Consider the following 21,319-nt stretch of genomic DNA (forward strand, 5'->3'; position numbering starts at 1 on the left):
TCTGGCGCGGTCGGGGCTGAAGCCCCTCCTACAGGGTTCGCCGGTGGTCCGTCGCAGTGGCTGAGACGGTTGCGGCGCAGACTGTCCGGCGGGCTGGCGAAACCGGGGTTTGCCCCCATATCGACCGCTCGGTAGGCTGTTTGATTGGTCGCCCTTCTCCCCTCCCCCGCCCGGCCGCCCACGGCGCCGGGACAACCCGGATTCCTCCCCGATGGCGATGGATTTCATCCGCATCCGCGGTGCCCGTACCCACAATCTGAAGAACATCGATCTCGACCTGCCGCGCGACAAGCTGATCGTGATCACCGGCCTGTCCGGCTCCGGCAAGTCCTCGCTGGCGTTCGACACCATCTACGCCGAGGGCCAGCGCCGCTACGTCGAGTCGCTGTCGGCCTACGCCCGGCAGTTCCTCAGCGTGATGGAAAAGCCCGACATCGACCACATCGAGGGACTGAGCCCGGCGATCTCGATCGAGCAGAAATCGACCTCGCACAACCCGCGCTCGACCGTCGGCACCATCACCGAGATCTACGACTACCTGCGCCTGCTGTACGCGCGGGTGGGCATGCCGCGCTGCCCGGACCACCACTACCCGCTCGAGGCGCAGACGGTCAGCCAGATGGTCGACCAGGTGCTGACGCTGGATCCGGCGCAGCGCTGGATGTTGCTGGCGCCGGTGATCCGCGAGCGCAAGGGCGAGCACGCGCAGGTGTTCGAGCAGCTGCGCGCCCAAGGCTACGTGCGCGTGCGCGTGGATGGCGCGGTGTACGAGATCGACGCCGTACCGACGCTGGCGTTGCGCCAGAAGCACACGATCGAAGCGGTGATCGACCGCTTCAAGGTGCGCGAGGACATCAAGCAGCGCCTGAGCGAAAGCTTCGAGACCGCGCTCAAGCTCGGCGACGGCATGGTCTCGGTGCGCTCGCTCGACCATCCGGAAGCCGAGCCACACCTGTTCTCGTCCAAGTACAGCTGCCCGGTCTGCGACTACGCCCTGCCGGAGCTGGAGCCGCGGCTGTTCTCGTTCAACTCGCCGGTCGGTGCCTGCCCGAGTTGCGACGGACTCGGCGTCAGCCAGTTCTTCGATCCGGCCCGGGTGGTGATACACCCGGAGCTCAGCCTGGCCGCCGGCGCGGTGCGCGGCTGGGACCGCCGCAACCACTACTACTTCCAGCTGATCGCGTCGCTGGCCAAGCACTACCGCTTCGACGTCGACATGCCCTGGCAGGAACTGCCGGAGAAGGCGCGCGAGGCGGTGCTGTTCGGCAGCGGCGGCCAGGCCATCAGCTTCACCTACATCACCGAGGGCGGCAGCCGCAGCCAGCGCAAGCACCGGTTCGAAGGCATCGTGCCCAACCTGGAGCGGCGCTACCGCGAGACCGAGTCCTCGGCGGTGCGCGAAGAGCTGTCGAAGTACATCAGCGAACGTGCCTGCCCCGACTGCGGCGGCGCCCGCCTCAACCGCTCGGCGCGCAATGTGTTCGTCGCCGACCGCCCACTGCCGGAGATCGTGGTGCTGCCGATCGGCGAGGCGCTGGCGTTCTTCGGCGAGATGAGCCTGCCCGGCTGGCGCGGCGAGATCGCGACCAAGATCGTCAAGGAGATCCGCGAACGGTTGAACTTCCTGGTCGACGTCGGCCTCGACTATCTCACCCTCGAGCGCAAGGCCGACACCTTGTCCGGCGGCGAGGCACAGCGCATCCGCCTGGCCTCGCAGATCGGCGCCGGCCTGGTCGGGGTGATGTATGTGCTCGACGAGCCGTCGATCGGTCTGCACCAGCGCGACAACGCGCGCCTGCTGGACACGCTGACCCGGCTGCGCGACCTCGGCAACACCGTGATCGTGGTCGAGCATGACGAGGACGCGATCCGCCTGGCCGACCACATCGTCGACATCGGCCCCGGCGCCGGCGTGCACGGCGGCGAGGTGATCGCCCAGGGCACGTACGCCGACATCCTCGAGGCGCCGCGCTCGCTGACCGGCCAGTACCTGTCCGGCAAGCGCCGGATCGAGGTGCCGTCGCGGCGCCACAAGGCCAACGCCAAGATGCTGCTGAAGCTGCACGGCGCTTCGGGCAACAACCTGCAGGACGTCGACCTGACGATCCCGGCCGGGCTGTTCACCGCGATCACCGGCGTGTCCGGATCGGGCAAGTCGACCCTGATCAACGACACCCTGTACAAGCTCACCGCCAATGAGATCAACGGCGCGTCGCACAAGCCGTCGCCGTACCGCGAAGTCGAGGGATTGGACCTGTTCGACAAGATCGTCGACATCGACCAGTCGCCGATCGGCCGCACGCCACGGTCCAATCCGGCCACCTATACCGGGTTGTTCACGCCGCTGCGCGAGCTGTTCGCGCAGGTGCCGGAGTCGCGCGCGCGCGGTTATTCGCCGGGCCGATTCAGCTTCAACGTGCGCGGCGGCCGCTGCGAGGCCTGCCAGGGCGATGGCCTGATCAAGGTCGAGATGCACTTCCTGCCCGACGTGTACGTGCCCTGCGACGTCTGCCACGGCAAGCGCTACAACCGCGAGACGCTGGAGATCCTCTACAAGGGCCACAACATCCGCGACGTGCTGGAGATGACGGTCGAGGACGCGCTGGAACTGTTCCAGCCGGTGCCCTCGATCGCGCGCAAGCTGGAGACGCTGCTGGACGTGGGCCTGGGCTACATCCGCCTCGGCCAGCCGGCGACCACACTGTCGGGCGGCGAGGCGCAGCGCGTCAAACTGTCGAAGGAACTGTCGCGGCGCGACACCGGGCGCACCCTGTACATCCTCGACGAGCCGACCACCGGCCTGCACTTCCACGACATCGAGCACCTGCTGGCGGTGCTGCACAAGCTGCGCGACGACGGCAATACGGTGGTGGTGATCGAACACAACCTCGACGTGATCAAGACCGCCGACTGGGTGATCGATCTCGGCCCCGAGGGCGGACACCGCGGCGGACGCATCATCGCCGAGGGTACGCCCGAGGACGTGGCGGGCATGGCGCATTCGTACACCGGGCAGTTCCTGGCGACGATGCTCGGCGGCCGAACGCCTGCCGCGGAGCGGACGCCGCCGTCCACGCAAGCGGGCGCCAAGCCCGCGCGCAAGAAGCGTGCATCCGTGCGCCGCGCCAGCGCCTGAGGAGCTTAGGAGTGAGAAATGAGGAGTGAGAAATGAGTGAGGGCATTCCACCTCTCGTTTTCATCCTCTCGTTTTCCTCCTCTCGTTTTCCTCCTCTCGTTTCTCACTCCTCGCTCTTCCGCCCATGAACGACCAGCCCGCCCCCGTCCTGTTCCGCATGCCGATCGCACTGCGCTGGCGCGACCTGGACGCGTTCAACCACGTCAACAACTCCAACTTCCTGACCTATCTGGAAGAGGCCCGCATCCGCTGGTTCGATTCGCTGGACGAGGAATGGGTGACCGAGCGCACCGCGCCGCTGCTCGCGGCCGTGCAGATCAACTACCGGCGGCCGATCCCGTATCCGGCGAGCGTGATGGTGGAACTGTCGTGCGAGCGCCTGGGCAGCAGCAGCGTCACCATCACCCATCGTATCCTCAGCGAGGACGGCGCCACGCTGTACGCCGACGGCCACGTGGTGATGGTCTGGGTGGAACGCGCCAGCGGCCGGCCGACACCATTGCCCGATGCGGTGCGCCGCGCTGCGGGGGGATGATCGGATCGCTCCGCGGGCCCCAAGCCGAAGCCGAAGCCGAAGCCGAACAAGCGTAGCGCCCTCGCTCGTCATCCCGGCGCAAGCCGCGATCCATCTTGGCCCGTGCAGCATCAATGCGTGGATCCCGGCTAGAGCATTGTTGCCCCGAGTGTTTGCAGTGCCGTCATCCCGCGCAGGTGGGGATCCATGGACGTTCGCTCCGGCCACGGCAAAGTCCCTGGGCTTCCGCCTGCGCGGGAGCGAGGAGCCTGTAAACATTTGATACGAAAATGCGCCAGTCATGATACGACCCGCGGCGACGGGCTTTGTCTCACCGCAACGGAAAGGTCCGCCCGGCGCGGCCTGCGCCGGGATGGCGGCAAGAACGGTTACCCTCTAGTTCCCGATTCTCGACCGACGACTCCCAACCCATGCCCCTGATCGAAACCATCCGCCACGACGGCGGCATCATCGAGCTGCGGCTCGCACGTCCCCCGGTGAACGCACTGAACCCCGACCTCTGCGCGGAGCTGCGCGCGACCCTCGGCACCTGCGTGGACGAAGGGGCCGAGGCGCTGGTCCTGTCGGGCGGGCCCAAGGTGTTCTCGGCCGGCCTCGACGTGCCGCACCTGCTGACGCTGCAGGACGACGCCGACGCGCTGCGCACGGCCTGGGAAACATTCTTCGATGCGGCGCGCGCGCTCGCCGGCTGCCCGCTGCCGGTGGCCGCCGCGATCGCCGGCCACGCCCCGGCCGGCGGCTGCGTGCTGGCGCTGTGCTGCGACTACCGAGTGATGGCCGACGGCCCCTTCACCATCGGCCTCAACGAGACTCAGGTCGGCATCGCGATCCCGCCCGGCATCCTGCGGCTGATGCAGCGCATCGTCGGCAGCCATCGTGCCGAGCGCCTGCTGGTCGCGGGCGACATGATTGCGGCCGAGCGCGCGCACGCGATCGGGCTGGTGGACGAACTGACCGGCATCGACGAGGTCGTCACCCGCAGCGTCGTCTGGCTGCACGACCTGCTGCAGCTGCCGCGCAAGGCGATGCTGGCCACCCGCGCACTGGCACGCGCCGACCTGGTCGAGGCGCTGACGCCGGAAAGCCTGCAGCTCGAGCATTTCCTGCGCGAATGGCACGACCCCGCCACCCAGCAGGCGCTGCGCGCAATGGTGGCGCGGATCGGCAAGGGCTGACCTGTTGATTTTCCGCCCGTTTGGGCGGACATGCAGGGCATCGACCGGGAGTCAATATCCGTAGGAGCGCGCCATGCGCGCGATACCGCGGGCATCGCGCCGCCCGTGAATTCCGGTGACCGGCGCGCCTGCCGGTCCGGAATCGCGGCATCCGCCGGATCCTGCCGGCACCCGCGGCATCGCGCGCATGGCGCGCTCCTACGAGGAACGGTGGCCGGTTGGGCTCAGGCCTCGCCGGTGGCCACCGGGCGCGCCGGATCTTCGATCCAGCCGCTCCACGAGCCGGTATACAGGCGTGCGCCCGGCAGCCCGGCATGCGTCATCGCCAGCAGGTGATGGCAGGCGGTGACGCCGGAACCGCACATCGCTGCCGCGTCGGCAGGTGCACGCCCCTGCAGCGCACGCTCGAATTCCACGCGTAGCCGGTCGGCGGACTTGAAGCGGCCGTCGACGAGATTCTCGGCATACGGGCGACTGGTCGCGCCGGGTACGTGCCCGGCAGCGCGGTCGATCGGTTCGACCTCGCCGCGGAAGCGCTCGCCGGCGCGAGCGTCGAGCAGCAGATTGCCGTGCTGCAGATGCGATTGCACTTGCGTCGCATCGAGCAGGCGCGCGGCATCGAATGTCCTCAACGGATAGTCCACCGCGACCTGCCCTGCAACCGACGTCTCCCGGGGCAGATCGAGCGCCACCCAGCGCGCCCAGCCGCCATCGAGCACCGCCACCCGGTGATGCCCGAGCGCATGCAACAGGAACCACAGCCGCGCCGCAAAGGCACCGTCGCCGGCGTCGTAGGCGACCACCTGGTGCCGCGGCGAAACACCCCAGGTGCCCAGCCGTCGGCACAGTTCCGCGGCATCGGGCCAGGGGTAGCGGCCGGCGCCGCTACCGGCCGGCGCGATGCCGGAGAGGTCGCGATCCATATCCGCGTGCACCGCCCCCGGAACGTGCCCGTCGCGGTAATCGCGGGCGCCGGCATCGGCATCGGCCAGGGAGTGCCGGCAGTCGACCACCGCCAGATCGGCGCGCCCGAGCGCGGTGGCCAGTTCCTCCGCCTGTACCAGCGTGGTCCGGTCTTCTGTCATGCATCGTCTCCCGCGGCTTCGCGCAGCCGCTCGCGCAGGTTCAGCAGGATCGAGGCCGTCGCGCCCCAGATCCGGTGCGGCGAGATCATCTCGTCGCTGCGGAACTGCAGCACCTCGCGGCGCCGCCCGCCGTAGTCCACCTCCAGCCGCTGCAGGCTTTGCGGCGCCAGCAGGAAGGCCAGCGCGACTTCGAACACCTCGGCCACCTCGGCGGGATCCGGGACCGGCACGAATGCCGGATCGAGCGCCGCCACCACCGGCAGCACGCGATAGCCGCTGACGGTCAGCATCGGATCGAGATAGCCCAGCGGCCAGGCCTGCGCCGGCAACAAGCCGATCTCCTCGCGCGCCTCGCGCAGGGCCGCGGCCAACGGATCGCGATCGCCCGGCTCGATGCGGCCGCCGGGAAAACTGACCTGGCCGGCATGCTGGCGCAGCATCTCGGTCCGACGGGTCAGCAGCACCCGGGGGCCGTCGGTGCGCTGCACCAGACCCACCAGGACGGCGGCCTCGAAGCGCTTGCCGGCGGCGGGCAGCAGGTCGGCGATCTCGTCGCGGTTCCATCCGTCGCCGACCGGCGGCGCATCCAGCGGATGCAGCGCCCGCGCCAGCCCGGGAACGGACACCTCCGGCTTCATGTGCGCTGCGCTTCGCGCGCTGGCAGTTCCGATTCCATCAGCCACCGCCGCTCGTCGTCGTCCATCTGCGACCAGCGCGCGATTTCGGCGGATGTGCGGTGGCAGCCCAGGCACAGCCCCTCGTCGTCCAGCATGCAGACGCCGGTGCAGGGACTGAGGACGACGGGGAAGGTGAAGGTCATGGCCCGGAGAAGCTTAGCCGATGGCAGAAAAACGCCACGCCGGCGGGAGGCGGCGTGGCGTTGGAGTTGCGGATGGGGCGCTGGATCCCGGCCTGCACTGGGATGACGTGCCGGCAAAGCCGTGCGCTACGCGCGCGGGCCGTCCTGCCAAGAGCTGGATCCCGGCTTTCGCCGGGATGACGTACCGGCAAAGCCGTGCGCTACGCGCACGGACCGTCCTGCCAAGAGCTGGATCCCGGCTTTCGCCGGGATGACGTACCGGCAAAGCCGCGCGCTACGCGCGCGGGCCGGTACGTCACTTGATGCTGACGAGCTTGACGTCGAAGACCACTGCCTGGTTCGGGCCGATCGGCGACTGCGGGGTGTTGCCGTAGGCCTGCTCGGCCGGCAGCACCACTTCCCAGCGCGCGCCGGTCGGCATGTTGGTCAGCGCCTCGCGCAGGCCGACCAGCGGGATCTCGCTGAGCCGCACCGTGACCGGACCGGCCTGCTGGCCTTCCTCGGCGGTATAGGTGTCGACGAAGGTCGGGCCGTTCGGCAGGTTGCCCTTGTAGTGCAGCTCCACTTCGCTGTTCTGGGTCGGCTTGGCGCCGCTGCCGGCCTCGACCACGCGATACTGCACGCCGCTGGGCAAGGTCTGCACGCCCGACTTGGCGCGGTTCTGCGCCAGGAACGCGTCGCTCTTGGTCTTGTTCTCGGCAGAGGCCTTCTCGAAGGCTTCCTTCGCCTTGGCCAGCTGTCGCTGCTGCATGCCTTCCACGGCACCACGCAGCTGCTCGACCGGCACCGCAGGGTCGCGCCGCGCGTAGCCGTCCTGCACCGCCTTGACCACGGTGTTGATGTCGATCTGTTCGCCGCTTTCGACCAGATTGCGGCCGAGGTCGTAACCAAGCGCATAGCTCAGTCGCCCCTGTTCGGACGAGGTGTCCTGGGCCGCGGCGGTGCCGGCGGTCAGGGTCAGTGCCGCAAGGGTAGCGGCAAGCAAACGCAACTTCATGCGGTAGATCTCCAGATGGTTTTCGTGATGGTTCGGCTCACGTGAACGGTCGAACCGCCACGAACGAACGCGCTAGGATAGCCGCCACAGGGCTCGACTTCCACCGGCGGCAACCGTCCGACTCCGCCGGCCCCGGTAAGTTCCGCGCGGCCTGCGGGCCCTCCCCCCTTCACATCCGGTAATCGCCGATGACCGACTCCCCACTGCTGATCGCCGATCACGACGCCGTCCGCGTCGTCACCGTCAACCGCTCGGACAAGCTGAATGCATTGAATGCGGCCACCCTCGACGCCCTGCACGAGGCCTTCGAGGCGATCGCCGCCGAGCCGGCGGTCCGGGTCGCGGTGCTGACCGGGGCCGGGCCCAAGGCGTTCGTCGCCGGCGCCGACATCGCCGAAATGTCCGGCCTGAGCGCGATCCAGGGCCGCGACTTCTCGCAGCGCGGGCAGCGCACCATGCGCCGGATCGAGACCCTGCCCAAGCCGGTGATCGCCATGGTCAACGGTTTCGCGCTGGGCGGCGGCCTGGAGCTGGCCATGGCCTGCCACCTGCGCATCGCCGCCGACAGCGCCAGGCTCGGTCAGCCGGAAGTCAATCTCGGCCTGATCCCGGGCTTCGGCGGCACCCAGCGCTTGCTGCGGCTGGCCGGGCGCGCCGCGGCGCTGGAACTGTGCCTGCTGGGCGCGCCGATCGATGCCGCCCGCGCCCACCAGCTCGGCCTCGTCAATCGCGTCGTCGCGGCGGCGGAGCTCGAGGCCGAGACCATGAAGCTGGCCACGCAGCTGGCCGCGGCCGCGCCACTGGCGCTGCGCGGGGTGCTCGACTGCGTCAACCACGGCGGCGAGTGCGGGATCGAGGAAGGCCTGGCCTACGAGACCGCGCAGTTCGGCCTGGCGTTCTCCACCGAGGACATGCGCGAAGGCACCGCGGCCTTCCTGGAAAAGCGCCGGCCCGCCTTCCGCAATCGCTGAACCGCATGCCGCACGCTTCCGACGCCAGCATCCAAACCGACGAGCGCGCCCGCAGACTGCTGCGGCTGCTCGATACCGGCGACCTGGACGCCGCGATCGAGGCCGGCCTGGCCGATTTCGACGCCGATGCCGCGTCGGCCCTGCCGGCAGCGGATCGCGACCGGCTGCGCACGGCCCGCGACCGGCTGCTGGCCGCCTGGGCGGCACGCGAGCGCCACCGCGCCCGCAATGCGCGGCTGGCGCGCCGCGCCGCCGAGCGCGAGGCCCGGCGCGCGCCCTCGACCCTTGAAACCGGCAAGCCGCCGTTGCCGGCCGCGGCCGCAGCGGCGCTGGCACGGGCGAAGGCCAGGGTCGGGAACGCCGGCTCGTGAGCACCGCCGGTGCAGGCGGCGCGGCAAAACCGAAACCGTCGGCCCGCCGTCGCGGCCCGACGCTCAAGCGCGACGAGATCCACGAGATGTTCTCGCGCCTGGCCGAACTCGACCCGAACCCGACCACCGAACTCGAGTACGACACCCCGTTCGAACTGCTGGTGGCGGTGATCCTTTCGGCCCAGGCCACCGATGTCGGCGTCAACAAGGCGACGCGCAAGCTGTATCCGGTGGCCAGCACGCCGCAGCAGATCCTCGCCCTCGGCGAGGACGGCCTGAAGCGCTACATCTCCACCATCGGCCTGTTCAACGCCAAGGCGAAGAACGTGATCGCCACCTGCCGGATCCTGGTCGAGCGCCACGGCGGCGAGGTGCCGCGCGACCGCGCCGCGCTCGAGGCGCTGCCCGGCGTCGGCCGCAAGACCGCCAACGTGGTGCTCAACACCGCCTTCGGCGAACCCACCATTGCCGTCGACACCCACATCTTCCGTGTCGCCAACCGCACCGGGCTGGCGCCGGGCAAGGACGTGCGCGCGGTGGAGGACGGCCTGCTGAAGCGGGTGCCGCCGAAATTCCTGCAGAACGCCCACCACTGGCTGATCCTGCACGGCCGCTACGTGTGCAAGGCGCGCCGGCCGGAATGCCCGGTCTGCGTGATCCGCGACCTGTGCCGGTTTCCGAACAAGACCGAGAGCGAGAAGTGAGTCAATAGGATTGAGAAACGAGAGAGGCGACATCCGCTTTCTCTCACTTCTCACTCCTCGTCACTCGTTTCTGCTTAATCGTGTCTGCGTTCGCGCAGCCACTTCGTCGCCACCCACTTCTCGCCGCCCAACACCGGCGCTCCGCCGTGCAGGCTGCGGGTGATCGGGTGCGGGCGGTCATAGCTGAAGAACACCGCATTGCCCTTCACCGCCGCGACTTCGAAGTGTGCGTCCGGAAATGTGGTGGCGCCGCCGCGCGGCGGGGTGTTGAGATACATCACCAGCGAGGCGACGCGCTGGCCACCGCGCGCCAGGGTGCGCGTGGTCCCGGGCTTGTCCGGATCGAAGTAGTCGTAGTGCGGCTTGTATTCGGCACCGACACCGTAGCGCAGGACCTGCAACCCCTCGCCGCTCTCGAGCGGCCACTCGGTCAGCGCGGCGATGCGCGCCTCGATGCGTGCGCACAGCACGTTCTCGCCGCGGCGGAAGAACATGCCCTGGCTGGTGCGGTCGCCGTGGACGTCGTCGCTGCCGGTCTCCAGGTTGAGCGTGGCCGAGCGCGACAGCCGGGTGCGCGCCAGCTCGACCAGGGCATCACACTCGTCGTCGGACAGCAGGCCGCCGAGCACCACCACCTGCGGGTGCACCAGGTGCGCGAGCACGTGCACGTCGCGGTCCTCGGCGCGCACGGTCGAGGCGCCATTCCAGCCGACCGGCGCCGGCACCCTCACCGGCACGGGCAACCCGGCGTCTCGCGCGTGCTGCTCCAGATGGCGGCGCATCACCGCCTCGACCGCATCGATCGCGACCTGTTCCCGCCAGCCCTGCTCGAGCAGCGGCGCAATCACCGCCTCAGGCGGTTGTCCGGCGCGCACCTGCTCCAGGATCCAGCCATCGAGTTCGGCGGTGATCTGCTGTGTGGTCGACATGGCAAAGCCCTCGTGTGACGGATGCGTTGCGCCGCATGCGCGCGCACTGCCTCCGCAGCAGCTTAGCGCGCTCGTGTGACAGATCCGATACCGATTTGCGACATGCGACGGCGGCCACGCGAACACGTTTCCGTCCGCTTAAGAAATCGTTATCGGCGCAAGAAAACGGTCACAAAAGGTGCTTATAACTTGCAGCGATTCCACTCGGGGACCTGCGGCCGACACCGCGGCGGCAATGCGCTCCGCCAGGCCTCCGCGTTCCTGCGCTCACCCGAAACCCGTCCATACGATCGGAGATTCCAGAATGGCTGCGAACAATTACCGGACCCTGCTGATGACCTTCGGCACGGTCCTCGCCCTCAGCGCATGCGGCAACGGCGCCGACCGCGTTGTCGATCCTGGCGCAGGCGCTTTCCCGCCGCCGTCGGGCTCGCCGCCTCCGCCGCCTCCGCCGCCGCCGAGCGAGCCACCGCCGACCGGCGGCCCGGCCGCCGACTGCCCGGATGGCTTCAGCAATGTCGGCACCGTGGCCGACGGCACGCTGCGCGCCTGCCGCCTGCCGGAGACCATCGTCGGCGATGTGGTGGTGCCGCAGCGCGATGGCACCGCGTACGCCATCTCCGGTCGCGTCACCGTCGGCGAGGACCAGGGCGGCGACGCCGGCAACCCCAGCGCCGGCGCCCAGAAAGGCGTACTCACCATCGATCGCGGCGTGACCCTGTACGGCTCATCCGGCGCCGACTTCATCGTGGTCAACCGTGGCTCCGAGATCCACGCCGTAGGCACCGACGAGGCGCCGGTCGTGTTCACCGCACGGCAGAGCCTGGAAGGCGAAACCAACGCGGATTCGATCGGCCTGTGGGGCGGTCTGGTGATCCTCGGCCGCGCGCCGATCAACGCCTGTCCGGGCGAGACCGTCTCCGGCACGCCGGAGTGCCAGGAGCAGGTGGAAGGCGCCGACGGCTTCTACGGCGGCAATGCACCTAACGACAACAGTGGCGTGCTGCGCTACGTGCGGGTGATGCACTCGGGCTTCGAGATCTCCCAGAACAACGAACTCAACGGCATCACGCTGGCCGGCGTCGGCAATCGCACCACCATCGAGTACGTCCAGGTGCACAACAGCTCCGACGACGGCATCGAATGGTTCGGCGGCACCGTCAACGCCCGCTACCTGGTCTTCACCGGTAACGACGACGACAGCCTCGACACCGACACCGGCTGGAACGGCGCCCTGCAGTTCGGCATCGTGATGCAGCGCGAAGGCGGCGGCGACCGCATGAACGAATGGAGCAGCATCCGCCGCCAGCCGTTCTCGAACCCGAAGGTGGCCAACTTCACCTATATCGGCCGCGCCGGCGGTGGTTCGGCCATTACGCTCAACTCGGGCACCCAGGCGGAGTTCTACAACACCGTCGTGACCCGCCCCGACGGCGGCACCGGCGCGTCCCTGCAGTGCCTGCAGATCGACGACGAGAACACCACCGGCACCTTCGAGTCGGTGCATTTCTCCTGCCCGGTGGCGTTCGCCGACCAGCGTGCCGAAGACGCCTTCAACGCCGGCAGCAACAACGTCGCCGAAGGGACCTCGTCGCTGACGAACGGCTTCGTCAACGGCGCCGAGGAGAACGCGGTGCCGACCTATCAGGGCCTGCAGCTGATCAGCAACTTCTTCCAGCAGGTCGACTACATCGGCGGCGTACGCGATGCCAACGACACCTGGTGGCAGGGTTGGACCTGCGGCCTGACGGCCGACACGCCCTGCTGATCCGGGCGCGACCACGGGGCGGCGGCGACGCCGCCCCTTTTCGCAAGTGATCCCGCCATGACGTCGCACGTCTTCTTCCGCCCCTGCTCAGCCAAGGCTTTCCCATGAAGCGATCCCCGACCCGCAGCGGTTTGTTCCTCGCGATTTCGGCGCTGCTCGTCCCCTGCGGCGCGCTGGCGCAGGACGCGCCACAAGAGACCGGAGCGTCCACGCAGACCGAGACCTCCGCCAGTCCCACGCAGCTGGACGCGGTCCAGGTGCGCGGCGAGTACATCCCGGAGCCCATGCTCCAGACCTCCGAAGTCGCCTCGTTCATCACCCGCGAGGACTTCCGACGCACCGGCGACAGCGACGCCGCCGCCGCGCTGACCCGCGTCACCGGCCTGAGCCTGATGCGCGACAAGTACGTGTACGTGCGCGGCCTGGGCGAGCGCTACTCCTCGGCCCTGTTCAACGGCTCGCCGCTGCCGAGCCCGGAACCGCTACAGCGCGTCGTACCGCTGGACCTGTTCCCGAGCGAGGTGCTGGAAAGCGTCACGGTGCAGAAGACCTATTCGGTGAAGTACCCGGGCGAGTTCGGCGGCGGCGTCATCGACATGCAGTCGTTGACCGTGCCGGACGAGCCGTTCCTCAACCTGTCGATCGGCACCGGCGGCAACAGCGTCACCACCGGCGAGAAAGGCCTGACCTACTACGGCGGCGACGACGATTTCTGGGGCTACGACGACGGCACCCGCAAGATGCCGAGTGCGTTGAAGGACGCCATCGCCACTGGCCAGCGCGTCGACCTGGGCAACTTCAGCCGCGAGGACATCCGCCGCATCGGCCGCAGCATGGCCAACGCCAATCTCAACGTGCTGCAGGAGAAGGACAGCATCGATCCGGACTTCGAGTTCGGCGGCAGCGCCGGCTACTCGATGGACCTGGGCAACGACTCGAAGCTCGGCTTCCTGGCCGTGGCCGGATTCGAGAACAAGTGGCGCACCAAGTTCGGCAAGCAGCAGGATGCGTTCTTCACCGGCGACGTGGTCGAGTACGAGGCCGACTATGATTTCCTTGCTACCCAGAACAACGCCCGCGTCAACGCGCTGGTGAGCGCCGGCTACGAGAACGGCAATCACAAGGTCGCGTTGACCACGATGTACGTGCACGACACCATCAAGGAAGCGCGCAGCCGCTCCGGCATCGACAATCTCGCCGGGTTCGAGGCGCGCGACGACTACACCGAATGGTTCGAGCGCGAGCTGATCAACAACCAGATCACCGGTGCCCACACCTTCGGCGAGTACGACGACCTGAAGATCGAGTGGCGCGGTGCGATTGCTCGCGCCACTCGCGACGTGCCCTACGAGAAGGGTATCCGCTACGAACTGGTCGACGGCTACTGGGCGCACGATGCCAGGCGCGTGCAGAACTACACACGCTTCAGCAACGTCGAGGACGAGATCGCCAGTGGCGGCGTCGACGTCACCTGGCGCCTGCCGATCGAGCGCGACGTCACCGTCAGCGGCGGCGCATCGTACCTGGACAACGACCGCAACGCCGAATCGCGTGAGTTCCGACTGCAGGCGCTCGACGGCGTGCTTCCGTTCTACAACCGCTACCAGCGCATCGACTACCTGTTCTCCGACTACAACCTCAGCCAGGACCTGCTGCGCATCCAGGAGACCACCGGCGGCCTCGGCGCGGCGGCCTACGACGCCACGCTCAAGGTGAAGGCCGGCTACCTGCAGGCCGAGGGCGAGATCACCCCGCTGGTGCGCGCCACGGTCGGCGTGCGCTACGAGGATGCGACCCAGGCGGTACACCCGTACAACATCTTCACCGGAGTCCGCCAGACCTCGCCGGAACCGCTGCGCAACGACTACTTCCTGCCGGCGGCCACGCTGACCTGGAACTTCGCCGACAACCAGCAGATCCGCTTCGGCGCCTCCAAGACCATCGCCCGGCCGCAGTTCCGCGAGCTGGCGCCGCAGCAGTACCAGGACCCGGACAACGACCGCCTGTTCTACGGCAACCCGTACCTGGTCGACAGCGAACTGCTGAACCTCGACGTGCGCTACGAATGGTTCTTCGGCGCGGGCGAGTACTTCACCGTCGGCGGCTTCTACAAGGACATCGACAACCCGATCGAGTCCAACGTCAACTTCGCCGGCGGCACCACCTTCCAGAGCTTCCTCAACGCACCGGCCGCGACCCTGTACGGCGCCGAGATCGAAGCGAAGAAGTACTTCGACCTGCCGATCGAGGCCAACTGGTGGGGCGACAACCGCCTGTACTTCAGCGGCAACTACACCTGGTCGAACTCCGAGGTCGAGGTGAAGGAAGGCGACACCGTGCATCCGTACGGCTTCGCGCAGCCGGTCGAGGCGGCCCTGTTCGTCCGCGACGGCAGCCAGCTGCAGGGCCAGTCCGACCACATCGCCAACCTGCAGATCGGCATCGAGAGCGAGAGCTCGCGCACCCAGGCCACCCTGATCGCCAACTACGTCGGCGAGCGCATCACCGCGCGCGGCCGTCCCGGACAGCCGGACTACATCGAGAAGCCGGGCACCACGCTGGACTTCGTGCTGCGCAAGGGCTTCAACCTCGGCGATACCGAGATGTCGATCGGCTTCAGCGCCCGCAACATCCTGGATACCGAATACCAGGAATACCAGGAGCGCGGTGGCAACCGCGCCGACGTCTACCGCTACGAGCCGGGCGTGTCGTATACGTTGAGCCTGTCGGCGTCATTCTGAGGGCCGGGAATCGGGAATCGGGAATCGGGAATCGGGAATCGAAAAAGCATCCGGCATCGACGCTTTTTCCTTCTCCCTCTGGGAGAAGAGCCTGCCCCAGAGGTGCTGTTGGTCGGGAGTGGCGCGAAGCGCCGGATGAGAGTACGGCGAAACGGCAGGCGCCTGAACCATTGCGGCTTCGCCGCGCCCTCACCCCAACCCCTCTCCCGCAATGCGGGAGAGGGGCTTCAAAGCGCTTGCTACCGCCGTTCCCACTCCACCTCTCGTTTCTCACTCCTCACTTCTCACTCCTCGTTTCTCGTTCCTCGTTCCTCGTCCCCAAATACGAAAGAAATATGGCAGCCGCAGTCAAACTGTCATAAATCCTTCGCATCCTTTCCGCATCCGTGCAATGAAACCAGCGCACTCCGCGGAATCGCCGTGCCGAAGTTCCTCTCCAATCTGCACCTTCCCGTTCGCGGCGACCGCCCCGCGGTCCTGCGCGTTGCGCTGGAGGTCGCGCTGGTACTGCTGCTGGCGGCGCAGGCAGCGCGCCTGCTGTGGATCGTGCTGACGCCGCTCGGGCCGGTCGGCACCGCTTCCGCGGCACCTGCGCCACCCGCGGACAGCCCGCTGTCGCTGTCCGGCGACCCGTTCTTCCCATCCGCGCGCAGCGGCCGTGCGCCAGCCAGCGCCCACGGCTATCGCTTGTTCGGCGTGCGCCGGAGCGGCAACGGCGGCTCGGCGATCCTCGCCGGCAGCGATGGCGCGCAGGGCGCGTTTCGCGTCGGCGACGAAATCGCCGAAGGCGTCGTGTTGCAGGCGGTCGGCTCCGATCACGCCGTGCTGCGCGCCGGCGGCAACGACCAACGCATCGCGCTGCAGGAGACCGCCACCGCGACCGCGCGCACGCCGCCGGCGTCCCCAGCCGCCCTGCCCGCGGCGCGCGCGAGCGGCGACGGAAACGCCGCCACGGCGATCGATCCGCAGCAACTGCTGGCCCAGGCCGGCCTGCGGCCGCGCACCGAAGACGGCCGCATCACCGGCTACACCCTGATCCCGCGCGGCGGCGGCGCGCTGCTGCGCCAGGCCGGGCTCGAATCCGGCGACGTGCTGCTCGCGGTCAACGGCCAGGCACTCACGCCCGAGCGCATGACCGAACTGGAACAGGAACTCGCCCGGCGCGATCGCGCCGAGATCACCGTCCAGCGCGGCGGCGAAACCAAGACCATCACCCTGCGGACGACATCGCCTTGAAATCTCGCTTCGCCCCGTGGCTGATCGCCGCCGGCCTGTGCCTGCCCGCCCCCGCCGCCCTGCCCCAGGACACGCCCGCGCCGGCACCGGCGCTGAACGTGCAGAACGCCGACATCCGCGCCTTCATCCAGGACGTGGCGCGTGCCACCGGCACCACCTTCCTGGTCGATCCGCGGGTGCAGGGCACGATCACCCTGTCCAACGACGAGCCGCTGTCGGAACCGGAGCTGCTCGGCATCCTGGTCGCGACGCTGCGCGCCAACGGCCTGATCGCGGTGCCCAGCGGCACCGGCGTCTACCGCGTGGTGCCCGACGACACCGCCGCGCAGCAGCCGGGCGCGGCGCGCAGCGACGGCGTCGGCTTCTCCACCGAAGTGTTCCGGCTGCGCCATGTCGATGCGCAGTCGGCGGTGGAAACCGTCAAGCCGCTGATCGGCCGCGGCGGCGTGGCGCTGGCCACGCCGCAGGGCAACAGCCTGCTGGTGGCCGACTACAGCGACAACCTGCGCCGGCTGCGCGGGCTGATCGCCCAGATCGACCAGGACCGCGCCCGGGTCGAGGCGATCAGCCTGCGCAACAGCTCCGCGCGCGAGATCGCCAACGTGGTCAATGGCCTGTACGCCGGCCAGGGGCGCGGCTCGGTGCTGTCGGTACTGCCGGTGGAAAGCAGCAACGCGGTGCTGCTGCGCGGCGATCCGGCGCTGGTCGACACGGTACGACGCGTGGTCGAGGACCTCGACCGCCGCGCCGAGAACAGCGGTGACGTGCGCGTGATCCGGCTGCAGCACGCCAATGCCGAGGAACTGCTGCCGGTGCTGCAGCAGGTGGTTGGGCTGACCGGCGAGGCGGAGGCACGGCAGGGCGGAGGCGGATCGTCGAGCGCGTCCTCGCCGCTGGCGGCGTCGACGATGGCGTCGATGTCGAACCTGGCCGCGACGCTGCCGCGCGCCGACGGCGCGACGGACGGCGGTGACGCGCCGCTGGCCGCCTCGGTCGCGATCGCACCGGGGCGCCGCGCCACCATCGCCCGCTACCCGGGCGTCAACGCCATCATCATCAACGCCGATCCGGAGACCCAGCGCATGCTGGTCGACGTGATCACCCAGCTCGACACCCGCCGTGAACAGGTGCTGGTCGAGGCGCTGGTGGTGGAGATCTCCGACGAGGCCGCCAAGCGCCTCGGCGCGCAGCTGCTGCTGGCCGGCAAGGACGGCACCGTCCCGATCGGGATGAGCAACTTCCCCGGCAGCGCGCCGGGCATCGCCGAACTGGCCGCGGCCGCGTCGCGGGTCCGCGATGGCGACACCAGCTCGCCGCTGGTCAACAACGCGCTGCGCTCGCTGCTGGACTACAACGGCGGCCTGTCCGGCCTCGCCGGCGAGACCGGCAGCCTGGTGTTCGGGCTGATCATCGATGCGGTCAAGAGCGATACCGCCTCCAACCTGCTGTCGACCCCTTCGGTGCTCACGCTCGACAACGAGGAGGCGCGGATCCTGGTGGGCCAGGAAATCCCCATCACCACCGGCGAGGTGCTGGGCGATTCCAACAGCAACCCGTTCCGCACCATCCAGCGCCAGGACGTCGGCATCCAGCTGGTGGTGCGCCCGCAGATCAACGCCGGCGGCGGCATCACCCTCGATCTGCGGCAGGAAGTCTCGGCGATCGCCGGCCCAGTCAGCGAGAACTTCGACGAACTGATCCTCAGCAAGCGCGAGATCGAGACCCGGGTGCTGGCCGACGACGGCGCCATCGTCGTGCTCGGCGGCCTGCTCGACCAGGCCGACCGCAACACTGTCGACAAGGTGCCGGTGCTCGGCGACATTCCCGGCCTCGGCGCGCTGTTCCGGCGCACCGCGCGCTCGCGCAACAAGACCAACCTGATGGTGTTCATCCGCCCGACCATCGTGCGCGATCCGCGCGAGGCACAGGGCATCACCGCGCCGCGCTACGACTACATGCGCCGCGAGCAGCTGCGCAGCGGCGGCGTGCCCGGCGACGGCCGCGCCCAGCTCGATGCGCTGATCGAGGACTACTTCGGCACCACGCCGCCGGTGGCGCCGCCGGCGCCGCTGCCGCGCACCGAACCACAGCCCGAACCGTCCATCGAACCGCAGCCGTGACCGACTCCGCGCCCGCCCCGCTGGCCTACGCCTTCGCCAAGCGCCACGGCATGCTGCTGCTGGGTGCCGACGGGGATGCGCCGGCGCGCATCGGCCTGCGTGAGGGCGCCTCACCGGAGGCGCTGATCGAGGCGCGCCGCGCGCTCGGCCGCGCACTCGAGGTGCAGCGGCTGCCGCGCGCCGAGTTCGACCGCCGGCTGTCGGAGATCTACGCCGGCGCCGGGCTGGCCGGCGCCGCCGGCGCGCAGGACCTCGACGACGCCGGCAGCCTCGACGCGCTCGCCGACGACATCCCGGCCGCCGCCGACCTGCTCGAGGCGCAGGACGACGCGCCGGTGATCCGCCTGATCAACGGCCTGATCGCCGAGGCCGCGCGCAGCGGTGCCTCCGACGTGCACATCGAGCCGTTCGAGCGCGCGCTGCGGGTGCGCTTCCGGATCGACGGGGTGATGCGCGAAGCGCTGAACCTGCCTGCGCGGCTGGCGCCGTTGCTGGTGTCGCGGGTCAAGGTGATGGCGCGGCTGGACATCGCCGAGCGCCGCATCCCGCAGGACGGCCGCATCTCGCTGGCAATGGGCGCCAAGGCGCTCGACGTGCGCGTGTCCACCCTGCCCGCGCGCCACGGCGAGCGCGTGGTGATGCGCATCCTCGACAAGGACCACGGCGCGTTCGCGCTCGATGAGCTGGGCATGCCGGCGGGCGTGCTGGAGGCCTTCCGCGCGGCGCTGGCGGTGCCCAACGGCATCGTGCTGGTCACCGGGCCCACCGGCTCGGGCAAGACGACGACGCTCTACGCCGGGCTCGAGCGACTCAACGACGGCAGCCGCAACATCCTCACCGTCGAGGACCCGGTGGAATACGCGGTCGAGGGCGTCGGCCAGACCCAGGTCAACGGCAAGGTCGGCATGACCTTCGCCGCCGGGCTGCGCGCGATCCTGCGCCAGGACCCGGACGTGGTGATGGTCGGCGAGATTCGCGACCCGGAGACCGCGCAGATCGCGGTGCAGGCCAGCCTCACCGGACACTTGGTGCTGTCCACCGTGCACACCAACGACGCGCTCGGCGCGATCACCCGCCTGCGCGACATGGGCGTGGAATCGTTCCTGCTCGCCAGCACCGTGCGCCTGCTGCTGGCGCAACGGTTGATCCGCCGGTTGTGTCCGCACTGCCGACACCCGCGCGCGCCGGACGCGCTGAGCGCGCGGCTGATGGGCCCGGGCTACGACGGCCCGCTGTTCGCGGCCGGCGGCTGCGGGCACTGCAACCAGACCGGCTTCAACGGCCGCATCGGCGTGTACGAGGCGGTGACGATCGACGAGGGCCTGCGCGCGCTGATCGCCGGCGGTGCCGACGAGGACGCGCTGGCGCGCGCGGCCTCGCTGTCGGGCGACTGGCTGGCGGATTCGGCCCGCGCCTGCGTGACCGCGGGCACGACCACCCCTGAAGAGGCGCTGCGCGTCGTGCGCCAGGAGTCGCGGGACCATGGCCACGTTTGACTACGCCGCGCTCGACGCGCGCGGCCGCGACCGCCGCGGCACCGTCGCCGCCGACAGCGAACGCGACGCGCGCGAACGGCTACTGCGCCGCCAACTCGTGCCGGTGAAGCTGGTGCCGGCCGCCGCCGCGGCATCGAAACCCACCCTGCTGCGCGGCCGCTTCGGCAACCGCGAACTCACCCTGGTCACGCGCCAGCTCGCGACGCTGGTCGCGGTGGCGCCGCTGGAGGAAGCGTTGCGCACCATCGGCGCCCAGGCCGAGAAGCCCGCGGTGCGGCGGGTGTTGCTGTCGACCCACGCCACCGTGGTCGAGGGCTTCCGCCTGTCCGAGGCGATGGCGCGCCAGGGCAATGCCTTCCCACCGCTGTACCGGGCGATGGTCGCCGCCGGCGAAGGCACCGGCGCGCTGCCGGAGATCCTCGAACGACTGGCCGACCTGCTCGAGCGCCAGCAACAGGTGCGCAGCCGCCTGACCACGGCGCTGGTGTATCCGGCGGCGCTGGCGCTCACCGCGCTGGCGGTGGTGGTGGCGCTGATGACCTTCGTGGTGCCGAAGGTGGTCGAGCAGTTCGACTCCATGGGCCGCACGCTGCCGTGGCTGACGCGCGCGGTGATCGGCGTTTCGGAGCTGATGACCGGCTGGGGCCTGGCGCTGCTGGTTCTGCTGGCGCTCACCGCCGTCGGCTTCGTGCGGCTGCTGCGCAAGCCGGACTTCCGGCTGCGCTTCGACGGCATGCTGCTGCGCGCGCCGCTGCTCGGGCGCCTGATCCGCGACGTCCACGCCGCGCGGCTGGCGCGCACGCTGGCGATCATGCTCGCCAGCGGCCTGCCGCTGATGGAAGGCCTGCGCACCACCGCGCGCACGGTGCACAACCGGGTGCTGCGCCGGGCCACCGAGGACATGGCCGATGCGATCCGCGAAGGCGGCAGCCTGTCGGCGGCGATGCGCCGCGCCGCGGTGTTCCCGCCGACGCTGCTGTACATGGCGTCCAGCGGCGAAAGCAGCGGCCGCCTGGCGCCGATGCTCGAACGCGCCGCCGATTACCTGGAACGCGAGTTCAACACCTTCACCGCCGCGGCGATGAGCCTGCTCGAGCCCGCGATCATCGTCGCCATGGGCGGCCTGGTGGCGTTGATCGTGCTGTCGATCCTGTTGCCGATTTTGCAGTTCAACACTCTTGCGCTGTAGCGCAAGACGGGAATGGGGAATCGAGAATGGATTACAGCGACACGCC

The 21,319-nt window shown here is 69.4% G+C and carries 15 protein-coding genes and 1 pseudogene; 12 read left to right on the forward strand and 4 right to left on the reverse strand.

What is annotated here, in order from left to right; genetic code table 11:
* The first annotated feature begins 211 nt into the window (after positions 1-211).
* The 3 genes from uvrA to FXO19_RS16360 all read left to right on the forward strand — a co-directional run bounded on the left by uvrA (position 212) and on the right by FXO19_RS16360 (position 4,846).
* A complete protein-coding gene (gene uvrA, locus FXO19_RS16350; protein ID WP_149196187.1) occupies positions 212-3,136 on the forward strand; it encodes an excinuclease ABC subunit UvrA in 2,925 nt (974 codons plus the stop codon).
* Between the two features lie 124 nt (positions 3,137-3,260).
* Positions 3,261-3,671 carry an acyl-CoA thioesterase gene (locus FXO19_RS16355; protein WP_149196188.1) on the forward strand — a complete coding sequence of 137 codons (411 nt, stop codon included), beginning with the start codon at positions 3,261-3,263 and terminating at the stop codon, positions 3,669-3,671.
* A gap of 410 nt (positions 3,672-4,081) precedes the next feature.
* On the forward strand, positions 4,082-4,846 hold the full coding sequence (locus FXO19_RS16360; protein ID WP_149196189.1) for an enoyl-CoA hydratase/isomerase family protein: 765 nt from the start codon (positions 4,082-4,084) through the stop codon (positions 4,844-4,846).
* Positions 4,847-5,070: 224 nt separating this feature from the next.
* Here FXO19_RS16360 and FXO19_RS16365 read toward each other — a convergent pair whose 3' ends face one another.
* From FXO19_RS16365 to FXO19_RS16380, 3 genes and pseudogenes are all read right to left on the reverse strand, one after another.
* Positions 5,071-5,931 (reverse strand): sulfurtransferase, encoded by an 861-nt coding sequence (locus FXO19_RS16365; protein WP_149196190.1) that lies wholly within the window; start codon positions 5,929-5,931, stop codon positions 5,071-5,073.
* Positions 5,928-6,751: pseudogene (locus FXO19_RS16370) on the reverse strand (NUDIX hydrolase). The gene FXO19_RS16365 and the pseudogene FXO19_RS16370 overlap by 4 nt, the downstream one beginning before the upstream one ends.
* Positions 6,752-7,046: 295 nt before the next feature.
* Positions 7,047-7,748, reverse strand: coding sequence for an FKBP-type peptidyl-prolyl cis-trans isomerase N-terminal domain-containing protein (locus FXO19_RS16380; protein WP_149196193.1), 702 nt, complete (start codon positions 7,746-7,748; stop codon positions 7,047-7,049).
* Positions 7,749-7,936: 188 nt separating this feature from the next.
* Between FXO19_RS16380 and FXO19_RS16385 the strand changes: the two genes are divergently transcribed.
* The 3 genes from FXO19_RS16385 (at position 7,937) to nth (ending at position 9,794) form a co-directional block, all read left to right on the forward strand.
* Positions 7,937-8,719: an enoyl-CoA hydratase/isomerase family protein gene (locus FXO19_RS16385; RefSeq protein WP_149196194.1), complete on the forward strand. Its 783-nt coding sequence runs from the start codon at positions 7,937-7,939 to the stop codon at positions 8,717-8,719.
* Positions 8,720-8,724: 5 nt separating this feature from the next.
* The gene (locus FXO19_RS16390) at positions 8,725-9,090 is read left to right on the forward strand and encodes a hypothetical protein (RefSeq protein WP_255516470.1); all 366 of its coding nucleotides are present in this window, start codon (positions 8,725-8,727) and stop codon (positions 9,088-9,090) included.
* 86 nt (positions 9,091-9,176) lie between these two features.
* Entirely contained in the window at positions 9,177-9,794 is a 618-nt protein-coding gene (gene nth / locus FXO19_RS16395; RefSeq protein ID WP_149196215.1) for an endonuclease III, read from the forward strand.
* 74 nt (positions 9,795-9,868) lie between these two features.
* Here the strand turns inward: nth and FXO19_RS16400 are convergent, their stop codons facing one another.
* Complete coding sequence (locus FXO19_RS16400; RefSeq protein WP_149196195.1) at positions 9,869-10,723, reverse strand: 2OG-Fe(II) oxygenase; 855 nt, start codon at positions 10,721-10,723, stop codon at positions 9,869-9,871.
* A gap of 304 nt (positions 10,724-11,027) precedes the next feature.
* On the opposite strand from FXO19_RS16400, the gene FXO19_RS16405 reads away from it, so the two are divergent.
* From FXO19_RS16405 to gspF, 6 genes are all read left to right on the forward strand, one after another.
* A complete protein-coding gene (locus FXO19_RS16405) occupies positions 11,028-12,491 on the forward strand; it encodes a hypothetical protein (protein ID WP_149196196.1) in 1,464 nt (487 codons plus the stop codon).
* A gap of 104 nt (positions 12,492-12,595) precedes the next feature.
* Positions 12,596-15,232 carry a TonB-dependent receptor domain-containing protein gene (locus FXO19_RS16410; RefSeq protein WP_149196197.1) on the forward strand — a complete coding sequence of 879 codons (2,637 nt, stop codon included), beginning with the start codon at positions 12,596-12,598 and terminating at the stop codon, positions 15,230-15,232.
* A 420-nt stretch (positions 15,233-15,652) separates the two neighbouring features.
* The gene (locus FXO19_RS16415; RefSeq protein WP_255516471.1) at positions 15,653-16,468 is read left to right on the forward strand and encodes a type II secretion system protein N; all 816 of its coding nucleotides are present in this window, start codon (positions 15,653-15,655) and stop codon (positions 16,466-16,468) included.
* Positions 16,465-18,588 (forward strand): type II secretion system secretin GspD, encoded by a 2,124-nt coding sequence (gspD, locus tag FXO19_RS16420; RefSeq protein WP_149196198.1) that lies wholly within the window; start codon positions 16,465-16,467, stop codon positions 18,586-18,588. The genes FXO19_RS16415 and gspD overlap by 4 nt, the downstream gene beginning before the upstream one ends.
* Positions 18,585-20,084 (forward strand): type II secretion system ATPase GspE, encoded by a 1,500-nt coding sequence (gene gspE / locus FXO19_RS16425; RefSeq protein ID WP_255516472.1) that lies wholly within the window; start codon positions 18,585-18,587, stop codon positions 20,082-20,084. The genes gspD and gspE overlap by 4 nt, the downstream gene beginning before the upstream one ends.
* Entirely contained in the window at positions 20,071-21,273 is a 1,203-nt protein-coding gene (gene gspF, locus FXO19_RS16430) for a type II secretion system inner membrane protein GspF (protein WP_149196199.1), read from the forward strand. The genes gspE and gspF overlap by 14 nt, the downstream gene beginning before the upstream one ends.
* Positions 21,274-21,319: the final 46 nt, after the last annotated feature.

The sequence above is a fragment of the Luteimonas suaedae genome, from assembly GCF_008312895.1.
GTDB classification, from domain to species: domain Bacteria; phylum Pseudomonadota; class Gammaproteobacteria; order Xanthomonadales; family Xanthomonadaceae; genus Luteimonas; species Luteimonas suaedae.

Bases quoted from the DNA above. Each gene is read 5' to 3' on its own strand.
- uvrA (WP_149196187.1), top strand. From the start codon at position 212: ATGGCGATGGATTTCATCCGCATCCGCGGTGCCCGTACCCACAATCTG.
- FXO19_RS16355 (WP_149196188.1), top strand. From the start codon at position 3,261: ATGAACGACCAGCCCGCCCCCGTCCTGTTCCGCATGCCGATCGCACTG.
- FXO19_RS16360 (WP_149196189.1), top strand. From the start codon at position 4,082: ATGCCCCTGATCGAAACCATCCGCCACGACGGCGGCATCATCGAGCTG.
- FXO19_RS16365 (WP_149196190.1), bottom strand. From the start codon at position 5,931: ATGACAGAAGACCGGACCACGCTGGTACAGGCGGAGGAACTGGCCACC.
- FXO19_RS16380 (WP_149196193.1), bottom strand. From the start codon at position 7,748: ATGAAGTTGCGTTTGCTTGCCGCTACCCTTGCGGCACTGACCCTGACC.
- FXO19_RS16385 (WP_149196194.1), top strand. From the start codon at position 7,937: ATGACCGACTCCCCACTGCTGATCGCCGATCACGACGCCGTCCGCGTC.
- FXO19_RS16390 (WP_255516470.1), top strand. From the start codon at position 8,725: ATGCCGCACGCTTCCGACGCCAGCATCCAAACCGACGAGCGCGCCCGC.
- nth (WP_149196215.1), top strand. From the start codon at position 9,177: ATGTTCTCGCGCCTGGCCGAACTCGACCCGAACCCGACCACCGAACTC.
- FXO19_RS16400 (WP_149196195.1), bottom strand. From the start codon at position 10,723: ATGTCGACCACACAGCAGATCACCGCCGAACTCGATGGCTGGATCCTG.
- FXO19_RS16405 (WP_149196196.1), top strand. From the start codon at position 11,028: ATGGCTGCGAACAATTACCGGACCCTGCTGATGACCTTCGGCACGGTC.
- FXO19_RS16410 (WP_149196197.1), top strand. From the start codon at position 12,596: ATGAAGCGATCCCCGACCCGCAGCGGTTTGTTCCTCGCGATTTCGGCG.
- gspF (WP_149196199.1), top strand. From the start codon at position 20,071: ATGGCCACGTTTGACTACGCCGCGCTCGACGCGCGCGGCCGCGACCGC.